Source organism: Mycobacterium sp. HUMS_12744610 (assembly GCF_041206865.1).
Classification (GTDB): domain Bacteria; phylum Actinomycetota; class Actinomycetes; order Mycobacteriales; family Mycobacteriaceae; genus Mycobacterium; species Mycobacterium servetii.
Map to the genome: position 1 here is coordinate 4556741 of NZ_JBGEDP010000001.1, position 15668 is coordinate 4572408.

The following is a 15668-nucleotide window of genomic DNA, read 5'->3' on the forward strand; positions in this document are numbered from 1 at the left end:
TGTGAGTTGTGCCGATAATTTGGCGCCCCTACTGCGTTCTCGCGTAAGTCTTGCCGAGTCGCCAAGCCTGGAGGATGCAGTGACGGCACGAGAATCGACTCATCACTGGCCGGCAGCGGAGAAGACGAGGATCAACATCGGGGCAGCCGGACCGGCACGTGCCGCTCCCCCACCGGGGGACAGATGTCAAGGCCTGTGGATGGCAGCCGCATCGACCCAGCGGCGGTAGGCGTCCATGTCTACATTGCTGCCGCAGACGATGGTCACCACATGTCGGCCCGCGAAGCGGTCGCGGTCTTCGAGGATGGCGGCGATGCCCAGCGCGGCCGCCGGTTCGACGACGAGGCCAGCGTCCTCCAGAGGTACCCGCATAGCGGCGATGATCGATGCTTCCTGGACCAAGACGGCGTCGTCGCCGACCAGGAGGAGGTCGTTGAGGACCTCCGGAATTGGACACCGGCCGGCGACCGACCGCAACCTGCTGCTGTCGCGGGCCGACGGCACGCCGCTGCCGGTGCGCGACTATAGCCGCGAGTTCGCCGCCCAGCACAAGGCTGCTGGCCTCAAGGCGATCACGCTCGGGAAGCTGCGGCACTCCAGCATCTCTCGGATGCGCGCGGCAGGCATTGCCGCCGACGTGGTTGGCGCCTGGCACGGCCACACCGAGCGGATGACTCAGGCCGTCTACGGGCGCGTGACCGACGACCGCCTGACCGCCGCGTCGGCGGTGATATCAGCGAACGCTCTAGGCCGAAACTAGACTGGCATCCTCTTCTCCGCTCACAGACTTGTCGGTGTCCACGTGCAGAATAGATTTATGCGGGAACACGTTTGGGACGACGCTCTAGAGATAGGCGTCCGCAACCGGCGCATGATTGCGCTGGCGAAAAACCACTGCACCCGCATGGAGTTTGTCCAAAGCAGCGGCCAGGGCATGGCTGAGGAGGCAACTGGCCTTCCAATCAACGCACGCGAGATTCGCTGCCCTATGGCCCACGGTCACATGGTCGGGTCGAACCTTGAGATGACCGTACCGATGTTCTACCGGCAGAACTGCATCGGCTGCGCGGAACAACGGCCCAGCGGTCTCCTACCGACACTGGCCGGCTATGTCGCCGCTGTCGACGAGAACGCTAGTGCCGAACGCGAGCGCGAGGTCGAGCGTAACGCAGCGTTACATACGGAATGGGAAGCCCGAGTCCAAAAGCGCCGCGGGTTGATGGCGGGTTGCCACGACATGATGGCGACCGCGCTGGCCGACATTGGGCGACTCGACGTCGACCCTGCTGGTGATCTGCCGGAGGATGACCGTGCCCCGCTCGCGCGGTTGAGAGCGTTGGCCGAGCGCGCTGCCGAGACGTTCACCCCGGACGTGATCGCCCATGGGGTGGAGCTGGTCGAGCGCGGATTGGCGTCGCCGGCGCTTCTGGATCCGCTGCGGATCGTCGCCCTGTCGCGGCCCGAGTTCGGACCTCCAGTCGTCCGCGCGGCGGTGACGGTGATGCGCGAGGCCGCATCAGTACCGGCGGGGCGGTGTCTTGCTGATCTGGCCGAGCACGCGGACACTGCTGAACTTGACGAGCGCGTGTGTCGATCGGCCGCCGCGTTGGCTGGCTCGCCGATGCGGGACCCATTCTCACAGCGCCGTCAGGGTAGCGATCCGGTCAGCCTGCTCGCGGTTGCTGCCATGGTTCCTGATCAACTGATTTCAGTCTTATCGTCCGCGATAGGACAGAGTTAGGACATTCGGCGCACCGCCCGACCCGGCCCGCAAATCACGCAACCCGCCCCGACCAATGGTCGGAGCGGGTTTTCTTTTGTGGAGCTAAGGGGACTCGAACCCCTGACCCCCACACTGCCAGTGTGGTGCGCTACCAGCTGCGCCATAGCCCCAAGTCGTGCCAGTCGAAGCTACACCACTGGCACGCGTCCTTCAAAGCTGCTGGTCAGGCCAGCTCGACGTCCGCCTGCGACGGCAAAAGCGCCGTGTCGGTCGCCGTCCGCGTTTCCGGCGACAGCACCCAGCCCGCGGCCGCGATCAGCAGGACCAGCCCGCTGAGGCCGAAGTCCCAGCCGAAGCTCAGTCGCTCGGCGACCCAGCCGACCGTCATCGAGCCGATGATCGCGCCCAGGTCCGACGCCATCTGCACCGCGGCCACCGGAGTGCCCGCGCGCGCCTCGCTGCCGAGGATGTCGGCGACGGCGGCCTGCATCGGTGACATGAAGATGCCCGTGGTCACGCCGGACAGGCACGCCGCGGTCATGAACGCCGGCAGCGACGACACCGCCCCCAGGGAGACGGTCGCCACCCCGGTGGCGGCCAGGCCGGCGATCAGCAGCGTGCGCCGTCCCATCCGGTCGGACAGGTAGCCGCTGGGGATGACGGCCAGGGCGTTGCCGGCCGCGAACGCCGCCAGCACCACGCCGATGACGCCGACGCCGCGGCCCATGACGTCGGAGACGAACAGCGGGACCAGCGCGACCCGCAACCCGAACGCCGACCATCCGGTCGCGAAGTTGGACAGCAACGACGACCAGTACGCCCGGAACCGCAGCGCCTCGGCCATCGTCACCTTCGAGCGCGTCGGCGGCGCGGGCGCGGCCAGCGCCGAATGCCGCAGGCCGTAGAACAGCACCACCGCCACACCCAGCAGCGCGACGCCGTAGACGACGAACGGAGCGGTCAAACCCCAGCTCGCCGTCAGCCCCCCGACCGCCGGACCGCCGACCGCGCCCAGCATGAACGAGGTGGTGAAAATGCCCGCCACCCGGCCGCGCGCGTCGGCCGGGCTGATGTGGATCATCAGGCCCAGCGCCGAGACGTAGAACAGTGTCGACCCGACACCGCTGACCGCGCGGAAGAACAGCAGTTGCCAGTACGTCTGGGAGAACGCGCAAGCACCGGTCGACAACGCCACGACCAGCAAACCGCTGATGTAGATGCGCCGCTCCCCCAGCCGCTGCACCAGCAGGCCGCTGACCGGAGCGAAACACAGCCTGCTCAACGAGAACACGGTGACCAAGAACGTCACCGCGTTGATGCTGACCCCGAAGGTACGCGCGAACGACGGCATCACCGGCGAAATCACGCCGTAGCCCAGCGCGATCATGATGTTCGCCCAACTGAGGATCCAGACTTCGCGCGGCAGCCGCGCGGACCGGGACCCACGCCCCCCCGGGCAGACCGGCCGTAAGGATCGGAGGGAATAGGTCACCCGATGACTTTATGCACCGTCCGACGCGCGGTTTCAGGCACCTCGGCAAATGCCTCCCGCTAGCCGGCGCCCTTACCGTTGTCGACACGGTAGACGGCACCGTGGACGGCGGCCGCGGCGTCGCCGGCGAGGAACGCGATCACGTTCGCCACGTCGAGGGGCTGCATCATCCCGCGCGGCGAGGCGGTGCGCATGATCAGGTCGTAGTTCGGGTTGTCCGGGGCGCTGAACTGCTCGATCTGCGGCGTGAGCATGCCGCCCGGGCACACCGCGTTGACGCGCAACCGATCCGCGGTGTACTCCACCGCCAGGGCGCGGGTGAGCCCGATCAGCCCGTGCTTGGCGGCGCAGTAGCCGACCGAGTAGGCCTGGCCCTCGACGCCGGCGATGGAGGCGACGTTGACGATGTTGCCGCCCCGCTCCAGCAGGTGGGGCAGCGCGGCCCGGCACAGGTAGAACGGCCCGTTGAGGTTGACGTCGAGATCCTGCGCCCAGTCGTCGTCGGTCATCGACTCCGTCCGGCGCATCTGGTGCCGCCCGGCGATGTTGACCAGGACGTCCAGGCCGCCGAACTCGTCGACGCACCGCTCGACGGCCGCCCTGCAGGCCGGCGCCGACGAGATGTCCACCGAGACATACGAGCCCTGTGCCACGTCGGCGAACACTTCGGCCAGGCGCCCGGTGTCGCGGCCGATGCCGAAAACCGTTGCGCCCTGGCGGGAGAACAGGCGTGCCGTCTGGGCGCCCAGGCCCGAGGACGCACCGGTCACCAGCGCGACTTTGCCCTGCAACGTCGACATACCAGTGCTCGCCCTCGTTTTCGCTCAGTAGGAGAGCATCCGCGCAACCCTACCCCGCAGCAGCTCAAGCGGCGCAACCACTCTCAATCCCATCACGTGCGCCACGCGGCGCGCGGCCAGCAACGCGATCAGGCTGATCGCCAGCCTGCCCAGCGCCATCGGCCTGGCTCGCCTCCTGCGGGACGCCGGCGTCCCGGCCGCGCGCCGGCCGAAGTAGTAGCCGACACACGTCGCGGTCACCAAAGCGGCCATCGCCGCGAGCACGGTCATCTCGACCAGCGTCCTTCGTCACCGTCGCGGCGAGGTCACACCCGGGATACGCGTTGGCAAAAAGGCCGGGTGCTCAACCGATGACGCTGTTGACCACCTCGCGCGCGGTTTTCTGCACCTCGGCCAGATGCTCGGGCCCCTTGAAGGACTCGGCGTAGATCTTGTAGACGTCCTCGGTGCCCGACGGCCGCGCGGCGAACCACGCGTTGGCCGTCGTCACCTTCAGCCCGCCCAGCGCCGCCCCGTTGCCGGGCGCGGCGGTCAGCTTCGCCGTGATCGGCTCCCCGGCCAGCTCGGTGGCGGTGACCTCCTCGGCCGAGAGCTTGGCCAGCCGGGCCTTCTGGTCCCGGTCGGCGGGTGCGTCGACGCGGGCATACGTCGGGGCGCCGTAGTCGGCGGTCAGTTCCGAGTAACGCTGCGACGGGCTGCGACCGGTCACGGCCAAGATCTCGGCGGCCAGCAGGGCCAGGATGATGCCATCCTTGTCGGTGGTCCACACCGAGCCGTCGCGGCGCAGGAAAGACGCCCCCGCCGATTCCTCGCCGCCGAAGCCGATGGTGCCCCCGATCAGGCCGTCGACGAACCACTTAAACCCGACCGGCACCTCGAGCAGCTTGCGGCCGATGCCCGCGACCACCCGATCGATGATCGACGAACTGACCGCGGTCTTGCCCACGGCGATGCCCTCGGGCCACGACGGGCGGTGGGTGTAGAGGTAGTCGATGGCCACCGCGAGGTAGTGGTTGGGGTTGAGCAGGCCCGCGTCGGGGGTGACGATGCCGTGACGGTCGGCGTCGGCGTCGTTGCCGGTGGCGATCTGGTAGCGGTCCCGGTTGGCGATCAGCCCGGCCATCGCGTCCGGCGAGCTGCAGTCCATCCGGATCTTGCCGTCGTGGTCGAGCGTCATGAACCGCCACGTCGCGTCGACCAGCGGGTTGACCACGGTCAGCTCGAGGTTGTGCCGCTGCGCGATCTCGCCCCAGTAGTCCACGCTGGCCCCGCCGAGCGGGTCGGCCCCGATCCGTATCCCGGCCGCGCGTATCGCGGCGATGTCGACCACGTTGGGCAGGTCGTCGACGTAGTTGCCCAGGTAGTCGTGGCGGTGGACGGTCTGCAGCGCACGGGCCAGCGGAACCCGCTTGACCGGCGAGCCTTCGCGCAGAAGCTCGTTGGCGCGCTTGGCGATCGCGTTCGTCGCCTCGGTGTCGGCCGGGCCACCGTGGGGCGGGTTGTACTTGAAGCCGCCGTCGGGCGGCGGGTTGTGCGAGGGCGTCACGACGATCCCGTCGGCCAGCGCCTCGGTGCGGCCGCGGTTGTAGGCGAGGATGGCGTGGCTGACCGCCGGGGTGGGCGTGTAGCGGTCGCGGGAGTCGATCATGGCCGTCACGTCGTTGGCGGCCAGCACCTCCAGCGCCGACACCCAGGCCGGCTCCGAAAGGCCGTGTGTGTCCCGGCCGACGAACAAGGGTCCGGTGGTACCCTGCGCGGCTCGGTACTCGACGATGGCCTGGGTGATGGCCAGGATGTGGGCCTGGTTGAATGCCCCGTTCAGCGCCGAGCCGCGGTGGCCCGACGTGCCGAACACCACCTGCTGGGCGACGTCATCCGGGTCCGGTTCGATCGAGTAGTAGCAGGTGATGAGGTGGGGCAGATCGACGAGGTCTTCGGGCTGGGCCGGCTGACCGGCACGCGGATTGGCCACCATGGCTCCCCATTCTGCCCGCGCGTCGGCCCGCGCGCGCTCCAAGCCTTGCCCACCGCACGTCCGGCTACGCTGCGAAGCGCACCGCAAACACACCGAAGGGAACCGATCAGTGGCAGGCCTCGACCACCGCGAGTTGGCGGCGGTTTTCGCCGGCGGCGCGCTGGGCGCGCTGGCCCGCGCCGTCGTGACCGTGCTCACCGTCCATGACCCGGCGAGTTGGCCGTGGCCGACGTTCGGGGTAAACATCGTCGGCGCCTTCCTGGTCGGTTACTTCACCACCCGGCTGCTCGAGCGGCTCCCGCCGTCCAGCTACCGGCGCCCGCTGCTGGGCACCGGGCTGTGCGGCGGGCTGACCACGTTCTCCACCATGCAGGTCGAGACGCTCACCATGCTTCACCGCGGCCACTGGGCGTTGGCCGCGGCCTACACCGTCACCACCATCGTGCTGGGCTTCCTCGCGGTGCACCTGGCCACCGCCTTCGTCCGCCGGGTGCGGTTTCGCCGATGACCGGCGCGCTGACGTCGATGGCGGTCTGGGCCGGCGTGCTGGTCGCCGGCGGCACCGGGGCGGTGCTGCGTTTCCTGGTGGACCGGACGGTGGGTCGGCGGGTCGCCCGCCCGTTTCCGTTCGGCACGCTGACGGTCAACATCAGCGGGGCCGCGCTGCTGGGGGTGATCAGCGGCCTGGCGCTGGGCAGGGAAGCGGCCCTGCTGGCCGACACCGCGTTCGTCGGCGCCTACACCACCTTCTCCACCTGGATGCTCGAATCCCAGCGGCTCGGCGAGGAGCGCCAGCTACGTCCCGCCCTCGCCAACATCGTCGTGAGCGTCGCGCTCGGGCTCGCCGCGGCGCAGCTGGGGCAGCGGATCGCCGAGCACTTATGAGTTGTCAGGGACCCCGGCTAGTATCGAACGCATGTTCGAAGAATTGGTGGCGGTGGACCCCCAGGCCGACGAGGCCGCGCTGATCGGGCGCATCGCCGAGCTGGAACGACTCAAATCGGCCGCCGCGGCCGGCCAGGCCCGCGCGGCCGCCGCCCTGGATGCCACCCGCCGCGCGGACGAGGCCGCCGCCGGGATGCCCGCCGCCCGGCGCGGGCGCGGCGTGGCCGCCGAAATCGCCCTGGCCCGGCGGGACTCCCCGGCCCGGGGCGGGCGCCATCTCGGACTCGCCAAAGCACTGGTGCACGAGATGCCCCACACCCTGGCCGCCCTGGAACAGGGGGCGCTCTCGGAGTGGCGGGCCACCCTGATCGTGCGCGAATCCGCCTGCCTGGACGTCGAAGACCGCCGCACCCTGGACGCCGAGCTGTGCGCCCGGCCCGCGCGGCTCGAGGGCATGGGCGACGCCCGCATCGCCGCGGCCGCCAAAACGATCGCCTACCGCCTCGACCCGCACGCCGGCGTCGAACGCGCCGCCAAAGCCGAACGCGAGCGCACCGTGACCATCCGGCCCGCCCCCGACACCATGACCTATCTGACCGCGCTGCTGCCCGTGGCGAAAGGCGTAGCGGTCTACGCGGCACTCAAACGCGCCGCCGACACCACCTTCGACGACCGCACCCGCGGCCAGATCATGGCCGACACCCTCATCGAACGCATCACCGGCAGACCGGCCGTGGTGCCCGACCCCGTTGCGGTAAACCTCGTCCTATCCGACGACACGCTGCTGGGCGGCGACGATGCGCCGGCCGAGGTGGCCGGCTACGGGCCCATCCCCGCGGCCGTGGCCCGCAACCTGGTCCACAACGCCGCCGCCGACGCGCGCTCGCGAGCCACCCTGCGCCGCCTCTACGTCCACCCACGATCCGGGGCCCTGGTGGCCATGGAATCGCGGGCACGCCTGTTTCCCCGCGGGCTGGCCGCCTTCATCGACCTGCGCGACCGACGCTGCCGCACTCCCTACTGCGACGCTCCCATCCGCCACCGCGACCACGCCCAACCTTGGGCCCGCGGCGGCCCCACCACCGTCACCAACGGCCTGGGCACCTGCCAACACTGCAACTACACCAAAGAAAGCCCCGGCTGGCGCGTCACCACCAGCACCGACGAAACCCACACCCACACCGCCGAATACACCACCCCCACCGGCCACACCTACCGCTCAGAAGCCCCACCACGCGCACCCACCATCGACTGCAGCGAACTCGAAACCCGCATCGGCATCACGCTCGCGCGACACGCCGCCTAGGCGACCCCGTCAGCCGCGATCGGCGAGGTTCTCGACCTCGATGACCTCACCGCGGTCGATGCTCACCCAGTCGCGGCCGTGCAGGTAGGGGCGCAGACGGCGGCCGATGAGCTCCACGTCGGCCCGCGCCTTGGGCCGCTGAAGCTCGTAGACGTGCGGCAGCCCGGCCATGCCGGTCACCACGGTCCACAGCTTCAGGGAGTCCGGACCGGTCGGCGGGTCGACCAGAACCGGGCCGAACAGGCACTGACCGGAAAGGAACAGCGTCGGCACACCGTAGCCGCCGGCGTCGAGGACCCGTTGATGGTCGGCCCGGACCTCGTCGTGGGTGGTCGGGTCGGCCAGCGCCGCGTCGAGAGTCTCCCCGTCGACGTCCAACTCCTCGAGCAGGCGGCGCGCCACCGCCGGGTCGTGCGGTTTGTTACCCGCGGCGTGTAACTCGTAACCGATCCGGCCGTACCACCGGTCCAGCAGGGCCATGTCGGTCCGGCGCAGCAGCGCCCCGATGCGCATCAGCGACCACCCGTAGGACCACTCCCGTTCCCACGGATGCTTCTTGCCGTCGGCGCGGTTGATCTCCTCGAGGCTGAAAAACCGCCAGTTGACCGTGATCCCGACCTGCTCCCGGACGTCGCGGATCCACAGCGCGGTCTGGTAGGCGAACGGGCACATCGGGTCGAAGTGGAAATCCACGGAGTCGCTCATCGGGACCTGCTCGGTAGTGATCAATAGTGGTAGGTGTCCGACGGCGCAGGCGAGTGCACCGGTTCGTCCTCGAATTCGGACACCTCGATGCCGTAGGCGCGGGCCAACTCGAGGATCTTGCTCGCCCGCGCGATGCGCGGCAGGTCCGACCCGTTGCGGATCTCGCCGCCGTCGCGCTCGAACTCGGCGAAGAACTCTTTCGCCCAGGCTATTTCGTCCTGCGACGGGGACAGCCCCTCGTTGACCACCGCGCACTGCTCCGGGGACAGGCAGATCTTGCCGGTCATCCCGAACTCGACGGAGACGGCCGTGGCCTCGATGAGCTTGAGCGGGTTGGAGCCGATGGTCGGCCCGTCGATCGCGCTGGGCAGGCCGGCCGCTTTGGCCGCGATGGTGAAACGCGACCGGGTGTAGGCCAGCGTGGACGGGTCCTCCCCGAAGCCGGTGTCGCGGCGGAAGTCCCCGATGCCGAAGGCCAGCCGGAAAGTGCCCTTGGCGGCGGCGATCTCGGTGATGCGCTCCAGGCCGCGGGCCGTTTCGACCAGCGCCACGATCGGCACGTCGGGCAGCCGCTTGGCGGTCTCGGCGACGTGGTCGACCGATTCGACCATCGCCAGCATCACCCCCCCGACGGGGGTGCCGGACAGCGCGGCGAGATCATCCGCCCACCAGGGGCTGCCGAAGCCGTTGACGCGGACCCAGTCCGTGTTGCCCGCGCCGAGCCAGCGCACGACGTGGTCGCGGGCGGCGGCCTTGTCCTTGGGCGCCACCGCGTCCTCGATGTCGAGGACGACGATGTCGGCGCGGGAGTGCGCCGCGGACTGGAACCGGTCGGCGTGCGCGCCGTTGACCAGCAGCCAGCTGCGGGCCAGGACCGGGTCGATGCGCGACCCGATGTCTGCGGGATCCACCGCGTGGCTGTTGACCTGCTCGTACATTGATTGATCCGTCGTCATGCTCGTTCCGTGGTGAGGGTGTCGCCATCAACCGTAGCGGCCTTGACAACGGCGCGGCGCGAGCTGCCGGGTTTTCCGTAGGCTCGATGAGGTGAGCGTCACCCCGCACATGGCCGTTGCTCTGCAAGACCGCTTCCTGCGCGACCTGCCCGAGATGGCCGTCCGCTGGCAAGCCGAGACGCCTCCCGACGCGCGGTTGCTCGTGCTCAACGGACGCCTCGCCGCGGAACTCGGTCTCGACCCCGCGTGGCTGCGCGGCCCCGACGGGCTGCGCTTCCTGGTGGGCAACCTGGTGCCCGACGGGGCGACCCCGGTGGCCCAGGCCTACGCCGGGCATCAGTTCGGCGGGTTCGTTCCCCGGTTGGGCGACGGCCGCGCCCTGCTGTTGGGCGAGCTCGCCGATGAGCACGGGCACCTGCGCGACATCGCCCTGAAAGGCTCCGGTCCCACGCCCTTCGCGCGCGGCGGTGACGGCCTGGCGGCGACGGGGCCGATGCTGCGCGAGTACCTGATCAGCGAGGCGATGCACGCGCTGGGCGTGCCGACGACACGGTCGCTGGCCGTGGTGGGCACGGGACGCCCGGTGCAGCGCGACACGGAGCTGCCCGGCGCCCTGCTCACCCGGGTGGCGGGCAGCCACCTGCGCGTCGGGAGCTTCCAGTACGCCGCCGCCTCCGGCGACGCGGACCTGCTGCGGCGCCTCGCCGACCACGCGATCGCGCGCCACTATCCCGCCGCCGCCGCCGCGCAGCGCCCCTACCTCGCGCTGTTCGAGGCGGTGGTGGGCGCCCAGGCGTCGCTGACAGCCCGGTGGATGCTGATCGGGTTCGTGCACGGGGTGATGAACACCGACAACATGACGATCTCCGGGGAGACCATCGACTACGGACCGTGCGCGTTCATGGAGGCCTACGACCCCGAGACCGTCTTCAGCTCGATCGACTTCTGGGGTCGCTACGCCTACGGCAACCAGCCCGCCGTCGCCGGGTGGAACCTCGCCCGCTTCGCCGAGACGCTGCTGCCGTTGATCTCGGAGAGCACCGAGGAGGCGGTAGGGCTCGCCGAGGAGTCGTTCGGGGTGTTCCACACCCGCTACGACGCCGTGTGGGCGCCCGGCATGCGGGCGAAACTCGGCCTTTCCGCCGACGCCGGCGCGGCGCACCTGATCGACGAACTGCTCGCCCTGCTGAAGGCGGGCCGCGTCGACTACACCTCCTTCTTCCGCCACCTCGGCCGGGCCGCCCGCGGCGATGCCGGGCCCACCCGCGAACTGTTCGACGACACCGCTGGCTTCGACGACTGGCTGCCGCGCTGGCGGGCCCTCGACCCAGACCCGGAGTCGATGGACCGCACCAACCCCGTCTACATTCCCCGCAACCATCTGGTCGAGGAGACCCTGAGTGCGGCCACCGACGGCGATCTCGAACCGCTCGAACGACTCCTCGAGGCCTTGACGGCCCCTTACGACGAACGGCCGGGCCTGCAGCGGTACGCCGCCCCGGCCCCCGAGGACTTCGGCGCCTACCGAACGTTCTGCGGCACCTGAGCCGAAGCGGCCCTGCGCCAACGAATCTCGCCGGTCAGCCCGGCGGCCGCTCCCCCGCACCCCGGCGGCGCGCCGCGCCCCACAGCCCCACGCCGACCCCGATCACCGCGCCGCCGAGTCCGATAACCCGTTGTGCGGGCCTCAATTCGGGAAGCACGCCGATTCCGCCGAGCAGGTCGGCAGCGTCGGCGCCGCCCGATGCGAGGAACCAACCGCGGGTGTCCTTGCCGCGCAACGCCGCCGCGGCGAGCAGGCCGCCGATCAGCGCGTCTCGGTAGCCCATCGAGCGCAGCAGCAGCCGCGCCGTCGGCGCCGGTTCCTCCGCGTCGCCCCACAGCCGGTTCGCGCGCAGGGGGTCGACGAGAAACGACACGCCCGAGGCAAACCGGATGCTGCCGGCAACGAGCGCGGCGCGGTCGATCGTCATGGCCCCCAAGCCTATGCTCCCCGTCCCCGGCAAACCAGGAGTCCACCAAGGGCACTGCTGGGAGGGCGGCGATGCCCACATGGCAAACCGATCGCCGGGGCGACCGGGGGCGTTCCGGCGGCCGCCCGTGTCGCCGACATCGCGACATTCCGGCGAAAGTGGATGCCCGCAAGCGATTTGCGCATTATTTTGATTATCTATGACGGACCAGGGGGATCCGCTCACACGACGGCAGGCGCACGTGGGGCATCAGGTACGAACGCGACGCAACAAGCTCGCTCCCGATCCCGACGTGCGCCGCGCCATCGTCGCGGCAGCGTCGGAATCCGTTCGGCAGCAGGGGGTCCGGGGCCTCAGCGTCGCCGCGGTGCTCGAGCACGCCCGGCTGAGCACACGCGCGTTCTACCGGCACTTCGAATCCAAGGACGAGCTCGTCGAAGCCGTCTTCATGGAGATGACGCACGCCGAAGTGCGGCGGTTGAAGGCGAAGATGGCGACCGCGGGGACGCCGATCGAGGCGGTGGCGGCCTGGATCGACGGGCGGATCGATCTGGCGTTCAACGACAGCGTCAAGCCGGAGCTGCGCCAGCTGCCCCTGGATGCCCCCGCCACGGTGCTCAACTCCCCGGAGCTGGTCTCCCCCGCCTACACGGCCATCCTGGAGCCGCTCGTCGAGCAACTCGAGCGGGGCGTGGAGCTCGGCGTTTTTCGCGGCATCGTTCCGGCCGTCGCCGCCAAGTCGATCCACGGCGTGGTCTGGGCGGGCACCCAGCAGCAGTGGGCGGCGGGTCACGCCAAACGCGCGGAGGTGCGCGAACGCGCGATCCGGTTCTGCCTGCGCGGCCTCGGCGTGGCGCCGGAGACGATAGAACAGATCGCCGACGATCCGCCCCTGGACTGACATGGCTAGCATGGCCGTCATGCCCGAGCCGGTACCGGCTGCCGACGAACCGACACCCGACGGTGGTGAAACCGTGGCCGCGCCCGCTTCGGCGGGTCCGGACGCGGTGGAACCCGCGTGGTCGCGCGAGGACGACGCGGGCTCCGCTGGCGAGCCGCCCGCGGATCGTCAATCGTGGCAAGCGACTTGGCGCAAAGCCGCTGTGTTGCTCGTCGGCGGTCTCGCGGTGGCGGGGGCGATCGTGCTCGCCTTCTGGTTGATGAGCCCGTCCGACTCGCCGGCGCCGGCGAAAGGCGGCGCACCGCCGGCGACCTCGACGGCGTCCTCGGCCGCGCCGTCGTCCATCGCCTCCACACCGCAGCAGGACCAGAAGTACGTCCGGGACCTCAACGACCGCGGCATCTCCTTCGCCGATCCCCAGGCCGCCATCTACAACGGCAAGATGGTGTGCCAGAACATCAGCCGGGGCATGACGGTGCCGCAGGTCGCCAACGAGTTCCGTGCGAGCAATCCGGGCATGGGCGCCGACGCCGACACCTATGTGACGATCTCCGTCCACGCCTACTGTCCGCAACACAACAACCTGGTCGACGGCGGCTGACGGGGCTACCCGGCGGCACGCGTCGGCGATACGATCGGGCGCATCGTCAACGGATCCGAGTCACCGATGAGTCCCATGCGGCGCGTGCCGTCGCCCGCTGCGCGACGGCGCTCGACTTGGCGTGACCTCGACAAACCTGACAGGGTGGGGGCGCGGTCTCCGCGGTGAATGCAGCCGTGGCGATCATTCGGGGAGGCAGAGGAGTGAGCGCATGACCATCGAGGACAACCAGGTCCCGACCGAGTCGGCGCCTCCGCCGCGTCCGCGGCGCCGCCGCCCGTCCTGGACCGAGTCCGCCGGGTCCCTCGTCTTCGCCGCGTCCATCGCCATCGCCGCCGTGGTGGGCCTGAGCGCGGTAGGCGCCTATTTCCTGCGCGACAAGACCGCGACCTCGCCCGGGTCGCAGACGGTGACGGTCACGCCCTCGCACAAGACGCCGTCGCTGAGCGACGGGCCGGACGGGGCGTTCCTCACGGCGCTGGCCTCCTACGGCATCGTCGACAACGGGACCGAGGCCGTTCGGCAGCGGTTCATGGAGTTCGGTCATCACACGTGTTTCTCGCTGCTGCCCCCGACACCGCAGCCGCTGGAGTCGGTGGTCGACAACATCCTGGCGGCGGAGAACAAGGACGTCGCCGACGGAAATTCGTGGTCGCCGAAGTTCACCCGCGCCGACACCGAGAATCTGACGCAGGCCGCGATCCGCGTCTACTGCCCGGAAGCGCAGAAGTAGCGGCCCTCAGGCCCCTCAGGCCTCCGGCTGTTGCAGCAGCCTGCCCATCTCGGGGATGACGGCCTGCAGCGCCTTGAGCGGCCGCAGCATCACCTTGACCGAGGTGATCTTGCCGTCGTCGTTCCAGTGGATCATGTCGATGCCGTTGACGTGGATGCCGTCGACGTCGGCGACGAACTCGAGCACCGCGGAGCGCTCGGCATACCACTTCTCGATATAGCGGAAGCCGTTGCCGGAGAACAGCTTCGCGGCGGCGGCCAGGTAGGCCACCGCCTTGTCCCGGCCCTCCTGCGGCGTGAACACCGCGGGGGAAAGGAAGACGGCGTCCTCGGCCAGCAGGTCGCGCAGCTCGTCGGTCCGGCCGGTGTCGACGATCTCGATCCAGCGTTCGATCACCGGTGGTGTCACACCGCAAAGCTAGCGTTCGGTGTGGACCGGGGCGAACCCGGCCTAGTGTGGGCCCTAGCGCCACCACGACAGGGACGTGCCAATGAACATCGACGACGAGTCCGTCACCACGCTGGAGGACCTCAGGGGCGACCTGGCCCAGCGGTACAAGTGGACGCCGAGCGGCGGCAGCTCGGTCGGCGACGCGATCGTCGACGCCGACCTGGCGGCCCTCGACCGCGACGGCTACGTCGTGTGGGAGAACCTGCTCGGCGCCGAGGAATGCGGGCAGATCCGTGACGCGGTGCGCCCGGGGCTCGGGCACACGGGACGCAACTCCTTCGAGGGCCGGCGCACCCAGCGCATCTACAGCCTGCTGAGCAGGACGCGCGTGTGCGACCGGCTCGTCGACAACCCGCGGGTGCTGGCGGTGCTCGACCGGTTACTGATGCCCAACTACCTGCTCTCGGCGCTGCAGGCCATCAACATCCAGCCCGGGGAGGCCGCCCAGCTGGCCCACCACGACGACGGGTTCTACCCGATTCCGCGCCCGCGGGCCCCCTTGGCTGCGGCCACGATCTGGGCGATCGACGACTTCACCGCGGACAACGGCGCCACGGTGCTCTTTCCCGGCAGCCACCGCTGGGGCAAGCGCCGGCCGGGTCCCGACGACAGGGCGCTGCCCGTGGTCATGCCCGCCGGCTCGTGTGTCTTCTTCGTGGGCACCCTGTGGCACGGCGGCGGCGCCAACACCACCACCCACGATCGCCTTGCCGTCACCGCCCAGTACTGCCAGCCGTGGCTGCGGCCGATGGAGGCCTTCACCCTGTCGGTGCCGCGCGAAACCGCTCGGGCGGTCTCCGACGACATCCGCCGGATGCTCGGCTACAGCATCCACCCGCCGTTCGTCGGCGCCGTCGACGGCCTGCACCCGCTGCGGCTGCTCGACTCGTAGGCGCCGGGACGACGCCGCTCTCAGGCGACGTCGGGTGCGCGCAACTCGACGTCCTTGATCCCACGGCGCAGGTGCTCGGCCAGATGCCATTCCTCGCCGCTGTGGGAGTGATGCAGGGCCTTCTCGACCGCCAGCTTGGCGTCCTGCAGGCGCCCGCGCCGTTCCTCGCCGACGGCGACGATGGCGTCGAGCACGGCCACCACGGCCTCCTGAACGGCGCCGGCGAAGCCGGTGGAATTCTTGACCGTCACGGCCGGCCCTCTTTCTGCTCGATGT

General features: G+C 70.0%; 20 protein-coding genes and 1 tRNA gene. 10 read left to right on the forward strand and 11 right to left on the reverse strand.

From position 1 onward, the window contains the following. Positions 1 to 186: 186 nt before the first annotated feature. Positions 187 to 504, reverse strand: coding sequence for a pyridoxal-phosphate dependent enzyme (locus AB8998_RS22085; RefSeq protein ID WP_369739749.1), 318 nt, complete (start codon positions 502 to 504; stop codon positions 187 to 189). On the opposite strand from AB8998_RS22085, the gene AB8998_RS22090 reads away from it, so the two are divergent. Together AB8998_RS22090 and AB8998_RS22095 are read left to right on the forward strand one after the other, a co-directional pair. Next, positions 434 to 760 (forward strand): tyrosine-type recombinase/integrase, encoded by a 327-nt coding sequence (locus AB8998_RS22090; protein WP_369739750.1) that lies wholly within the window; start codon positions 434 to 436, stop codon positions 758 to 760. The two genes, AB8998_RS22085 and AB8998_RS22090, sit on opposite strands and share 71 nt — an antisense overlap. Before the next feature lie 57 nt (positions 761 to 817). After that, complete coding sequence (locus AB8998_RS22095) at positions 818 to 1741, forward strand: hypothetical protein (RefSeq protein WP_369739751.1); 924 nt, start codon at positions 818 to 820, stop codon at positions 1739 to 1741. Positions 1742 to 1820: 79 nt separating this feature from the next. Here AB8998_RS22095 and AB8998_RS22100 read toward each other — a convergent pair. From AB8998_RS22100 to pgm, 5 genes are all read right to left on the reverse strand, one after another. Beyond that, positions 1821 to 1893: transfer RNA gene (locus tag AB8998_RS22100), tRNA-Ala, on the reverse strand. Between the two features lie 53 nt (positions 1894 to 1946). Then, complete coding sequence (locus tag AB8998_RS22105) at positions 1947 to 3110, reverse strand: MFS transporter (RefSeq protein ID WP_369741699.1); 1164 nt, start codon at positions 3108 to 3110, stop codon at positions 1947 to 1949. 164 nt (positions 3111 to 3274) lie between these two features. Further along, a complete protein-coding gene (locus AB8998_RS22110; RefSeq protein ID WP_369739752.1) occupies positions 3275 to 4015 on the reverse strand; it encodes an SDR family NAD(P)-dependent oxidoreductase in 741 nt (246 codons plus the stop codon). Positions 4016 to 4039: 24 nt separating this feature from the next. Beyond that, a complete protein-coding gene (locus AB8998_RS22115) occupies positions 4040 to 4285 on the reverse strand; it encodes a hypothetical protein (RefSeq protein WP_369739753.1) in 246 nt (81 codons plus the stop codon). A gap of 73 nt (positions 4286 to 4358) precedes the next feature. Further along, on the reverse strand, positions 4359 to 5990 hold the full coding sequence (gene pgm / locus AB8998_RS22120) for a phosphoglucomutase (alpha-D-glucose-1,6-bisphosphate-dependent) (protein WP_369739754.1): 1632 nt from the start codon (positions 5988 to 5990) through the stop codon (positions 4359 to 4361). A gap of 109 nt (positions 5991 to 6099) precedes the next feature. On the opposite strand from pgm, the gene crcB (AB8998_RS22125) reads away from it, so the two are divergent. The 3 genes from crcB (AB8998_RS22125) to AB8998_RS22135 are packed head-to-tail and all read left to right on the forward strand — an operon-like array spanning position 6100 to position 8181. Continuing rightward, complete coding sequence (gene crcB / locus AB8998_RS22125) at positions 6100 to 6498, forward strand: fluoride efflux transporter CrcB (protein ID WP_369739755.1); 399 nt, start codon at positions 6100 to 6102, stop codon at positions 6496 to 6498. Continuing rightward, positions 6495 to 6875, forward strand: coding sequence for a fluoride efflux transporter CrcB (gene crcB / locus AB8998_RS22130; protein ID WP_369739756.1), 381 nt, complete (start codon positions 6495 to 6497; stop codon positions 6873 to 6875). Before crcB (AB8998_RS22125) ends, crcB (AB8998_RS22130) begins: the two co-directional genes overlap by 4 nt. Positions 6876 to 6906: 31 nt before the next feature. Further along, entirely contained in the window at positions 6907 to 8181 is a 1275-nt protein-coding gene (locus tag AB8998_RS22135; protein WP_369739757.1) for an HNH endonuclease, read from the forward strand. Positions 8182 to 8190: 9 nt separating this feature from the next. Here AB8998_RS22135 and AB8998_RS22140 read toward each other — a convergent pair whose 3' ends face one another. Further along, positions 8191 to 8886: a mycothiol-dependent nitroreductase Rv2466c family protein gene (locus AB8998_RS22140; protein ID WP_369739758.1), complete on the reverse strand. Its 696-nt coding sequence runs from the start codon at positions 8884 to 8886 to the stop codon at positions 8191 to 8193. 20 nt (positions 8887 to 8906) lie between these two features. Then, positions 8907 to 9824 carry an HpcH/HpaI aldolase/citrate lyase family protein gene (locus AB8998_RS22145; protein ID WP_369741700.1) on the reverse strand — a complete coding sequence of 306 codons (918 nt, stop codon included), beginning with the start codon at positions 9822 to 9824 and terminating at the stop codon, positions 8907 to 8909. 109 nt (positions 9825 to 9933) lie between these two features. On the opposite strand from AB8998_RS22145, the gene AB8998_RS22150 reads away from it, so the two are divergent. Further along, positions 9934 to 11388: a protein adenylyltransferase SelO gene (locus tag AB8998_RS22150; protein ID WP_369739759.1), complete on the forward strand. Its 1455-nt coding sequence runs from the start codon at positions 9934 to 9936 to the stop codon at positions 11386 to 11388. 34 nt (positions 11389 to 11422) lie between these two features. Here AB8998_RS22150 and AB8998_RS22155 read toward each other — a convergent pair whose 3' ends face one another. Next, positions 11423 to 11815, reverse strand: a complete 393-nt coding sequence (locus tag AB8998_RS22155) for a DUF4267 domain-containing protein (RefSeq protein ID WP_369739760.1) — start codon at positions 11813 to 11815, stop codon at positions 11423 to 11425. Positions 11816 to 12014: 199 nt separating this feature from the next. Here AB8998_RS22155 and AB8998_RS22160 point away from each other — a divergent pair, with 199 nt between their 5' ends. The 3 genes from AB8998_RS22160 (at position 12015) to AB8998_RS22170 (ending at position 14050) form a co-directional block, all read left to right on the forward strand. Beyond that, positions 12015 to 12716, forward strand: coding sequence for a TetR/AcrR family transcriptional regulator (locus tag AB8998_RS22160; RefSeq protein ID WP_369739761.1), 702 nt, complete (start codon positions 12015 to 12017; stop codon positions 12714 to 12716). Positions 12717 to 12735: 19 nt separating this feature from the next. After that, the gene (locus AB8998_RS22165; RefSeq protein WP_369739762.1) at positions 12736 to 13317 is read left to right on the forward strand and encodes a DUF732 domain-containing protein; all 582 of its coding nucleotides are present in this window, start codon (positions 12736 to 12738) and stop codon (positions 13315 to 13317) included. Between the two features lie 211 nt (positions 13318 to 13528). Continuing rightward, the gene (locus tag AB8998_RS22170) at positions 13529 to 14050 is read left to right on the forward strand and encodes a DUF732 domain-containing protein (protein WP_369739763.1); all 522 of its coding nucleotides are present in this window, start codon (positions 13529 to 13531) and stop codon (positions 14048 to 14050) included. A gap of 15 nt (positions 14051 to 14065) precedes the next feature. Here AB8998_RS22170 and AB8998_RS22175 read toward each other — a convergent pair whose 3' ends face one another. After that, a complete protein-coding gene (locus AB8998_RS22175; protein WP_369739764.1) occupies positions 14066 to 14458 on the reverse strand; it encodes a nuclear transport factor 2 family protein in 393 nt (130 codons plus the stop codon). 82 nt (positions 14459 to 14540) lie between these two features. Between AB8998_RS22175 and AB8998_RS22180 the strand changes: the two genes are divergently transcribed. After that, a complete protein-coding gene (locus tag AB8998_RS22180) occupies positions 14541 to 15392 on the forward strand; it encodes a phytanoyl-CoA dioxygenase family protein (RefSeq protein ID WP_369739765.1) in 852 nt (283 codons plus the stop codon). 20 nt (positions 15393 to 15412) lie between these two features. Here the strand turns inward: AB8998_RS22180 and AB8998_RS22185 are convergent, their stop codons facing one another. Continuing rightward, positions 15413 to 15643, reverse strand: a complete 231-nt coding sequence (locus AB8998_RS22185) for a hypothetical protein (RefSeq protein ID WP_369739766.1) — start codon at positions 15641 to 15643, stop codon at positions 15413 to 15415. Positions 15644 to 15668: the final 25 nt, after the last annotated feature.

Coding starts and splice junctions, on each gene's coding strand:
- AB8998_RS22170 (WP_369739763.1), top strand. CDS start 13,529: ATGACCATCGAGGACAACCAGGTCCCGACCGAGTCGGCGCCTCCGCCG.
- AB8998_RS22160 (WP_369739761.1), top strand. CDS start 12,015: ATGACGGACCAGGGGGATCCGCTCACACGACGGCAGGCGCACGTGGGG.
- AB8998_RS22180 (WP_369739765.1), top strand. CDS start 14,541: ATGAACATCGACGACGAGTCCGTCACCACGCTGGAGGACCTCAGGGGC.
- AB8998_RS22115 (WP_369739753.1), bottom strand. CDS start 4,285: ATGACCGTGCTCGCGGCGATGGCCGCTTTGGTGACCGCGACGTGTGTC.
- AB8998_RS22095 (WP_369739751.1), top strand. CDS start 818: ATGCGGGAACACGTTTGGGACGACGCTCTAGAGATAGGCGTCCGCAAC.
- AB8998_RS22140 (WP_369739758.1), bottom strand. CDS start 8,886: ATGAGCGACTCCGTGGATTTCCACTTCGACCCGATGTGCCCGTTCGCC.
- crcB (WP_369739756.1), top strand. CDS start 6,495: ATGACCGGCGCGCTGACGTCGATGGCGGTCTGGGCCGGCGTGCTGGTC.
- AB8998_RS22165 (WP_369739762.1), top strand. CDS start 12,736: ATGCCCGAGCCGGTACCGGCTGCCGACGAACCGACACCCGACGGTGGT.
- AB8998_RS22155 (WP_369739760.1), bottom strand. CDS start 11,815: ATGACGATCGACCGCGCCGCGCTCGTTGCCGGCAGCATCCGGTTTGCC.
- AB8998_RS22135 (WP_369739757.1), top strand. CDS start 6,907: ATGTTCGAAGAATTGGTGGCGGTGGACCCCCAGGCCGACGAGGCCGCG.
- pgm (WP_369739754.1), bottom strand. CDS start 5,990: ATGGTGGCCAATCCGCGTGCCGGTCAGCCGGCCCAGCCCGAAGACCTC.
- AB8998_RS22145 (WP_369741700.1), bottom strand. CDS start 9,824: ATGTACGAGCAGGTCAACAGCCACGCGGTGGATCCCGCAGACATCGGG.
- AB8998_RS22105 (WP_369741699.1), bottom strand. CDS start 3,110: ATGATCGCGCTGGGCTACGGCGTGATTTCGCCGGTGATGCCGTCGTTC.
- AB8998_RS22110 (WP_369739752.1), bottom strand. CDS start 4,015: ATGTCGACGTTGCAGGGCAAAGTCGCGCTGGTGACCGGTGCGTCCTCG.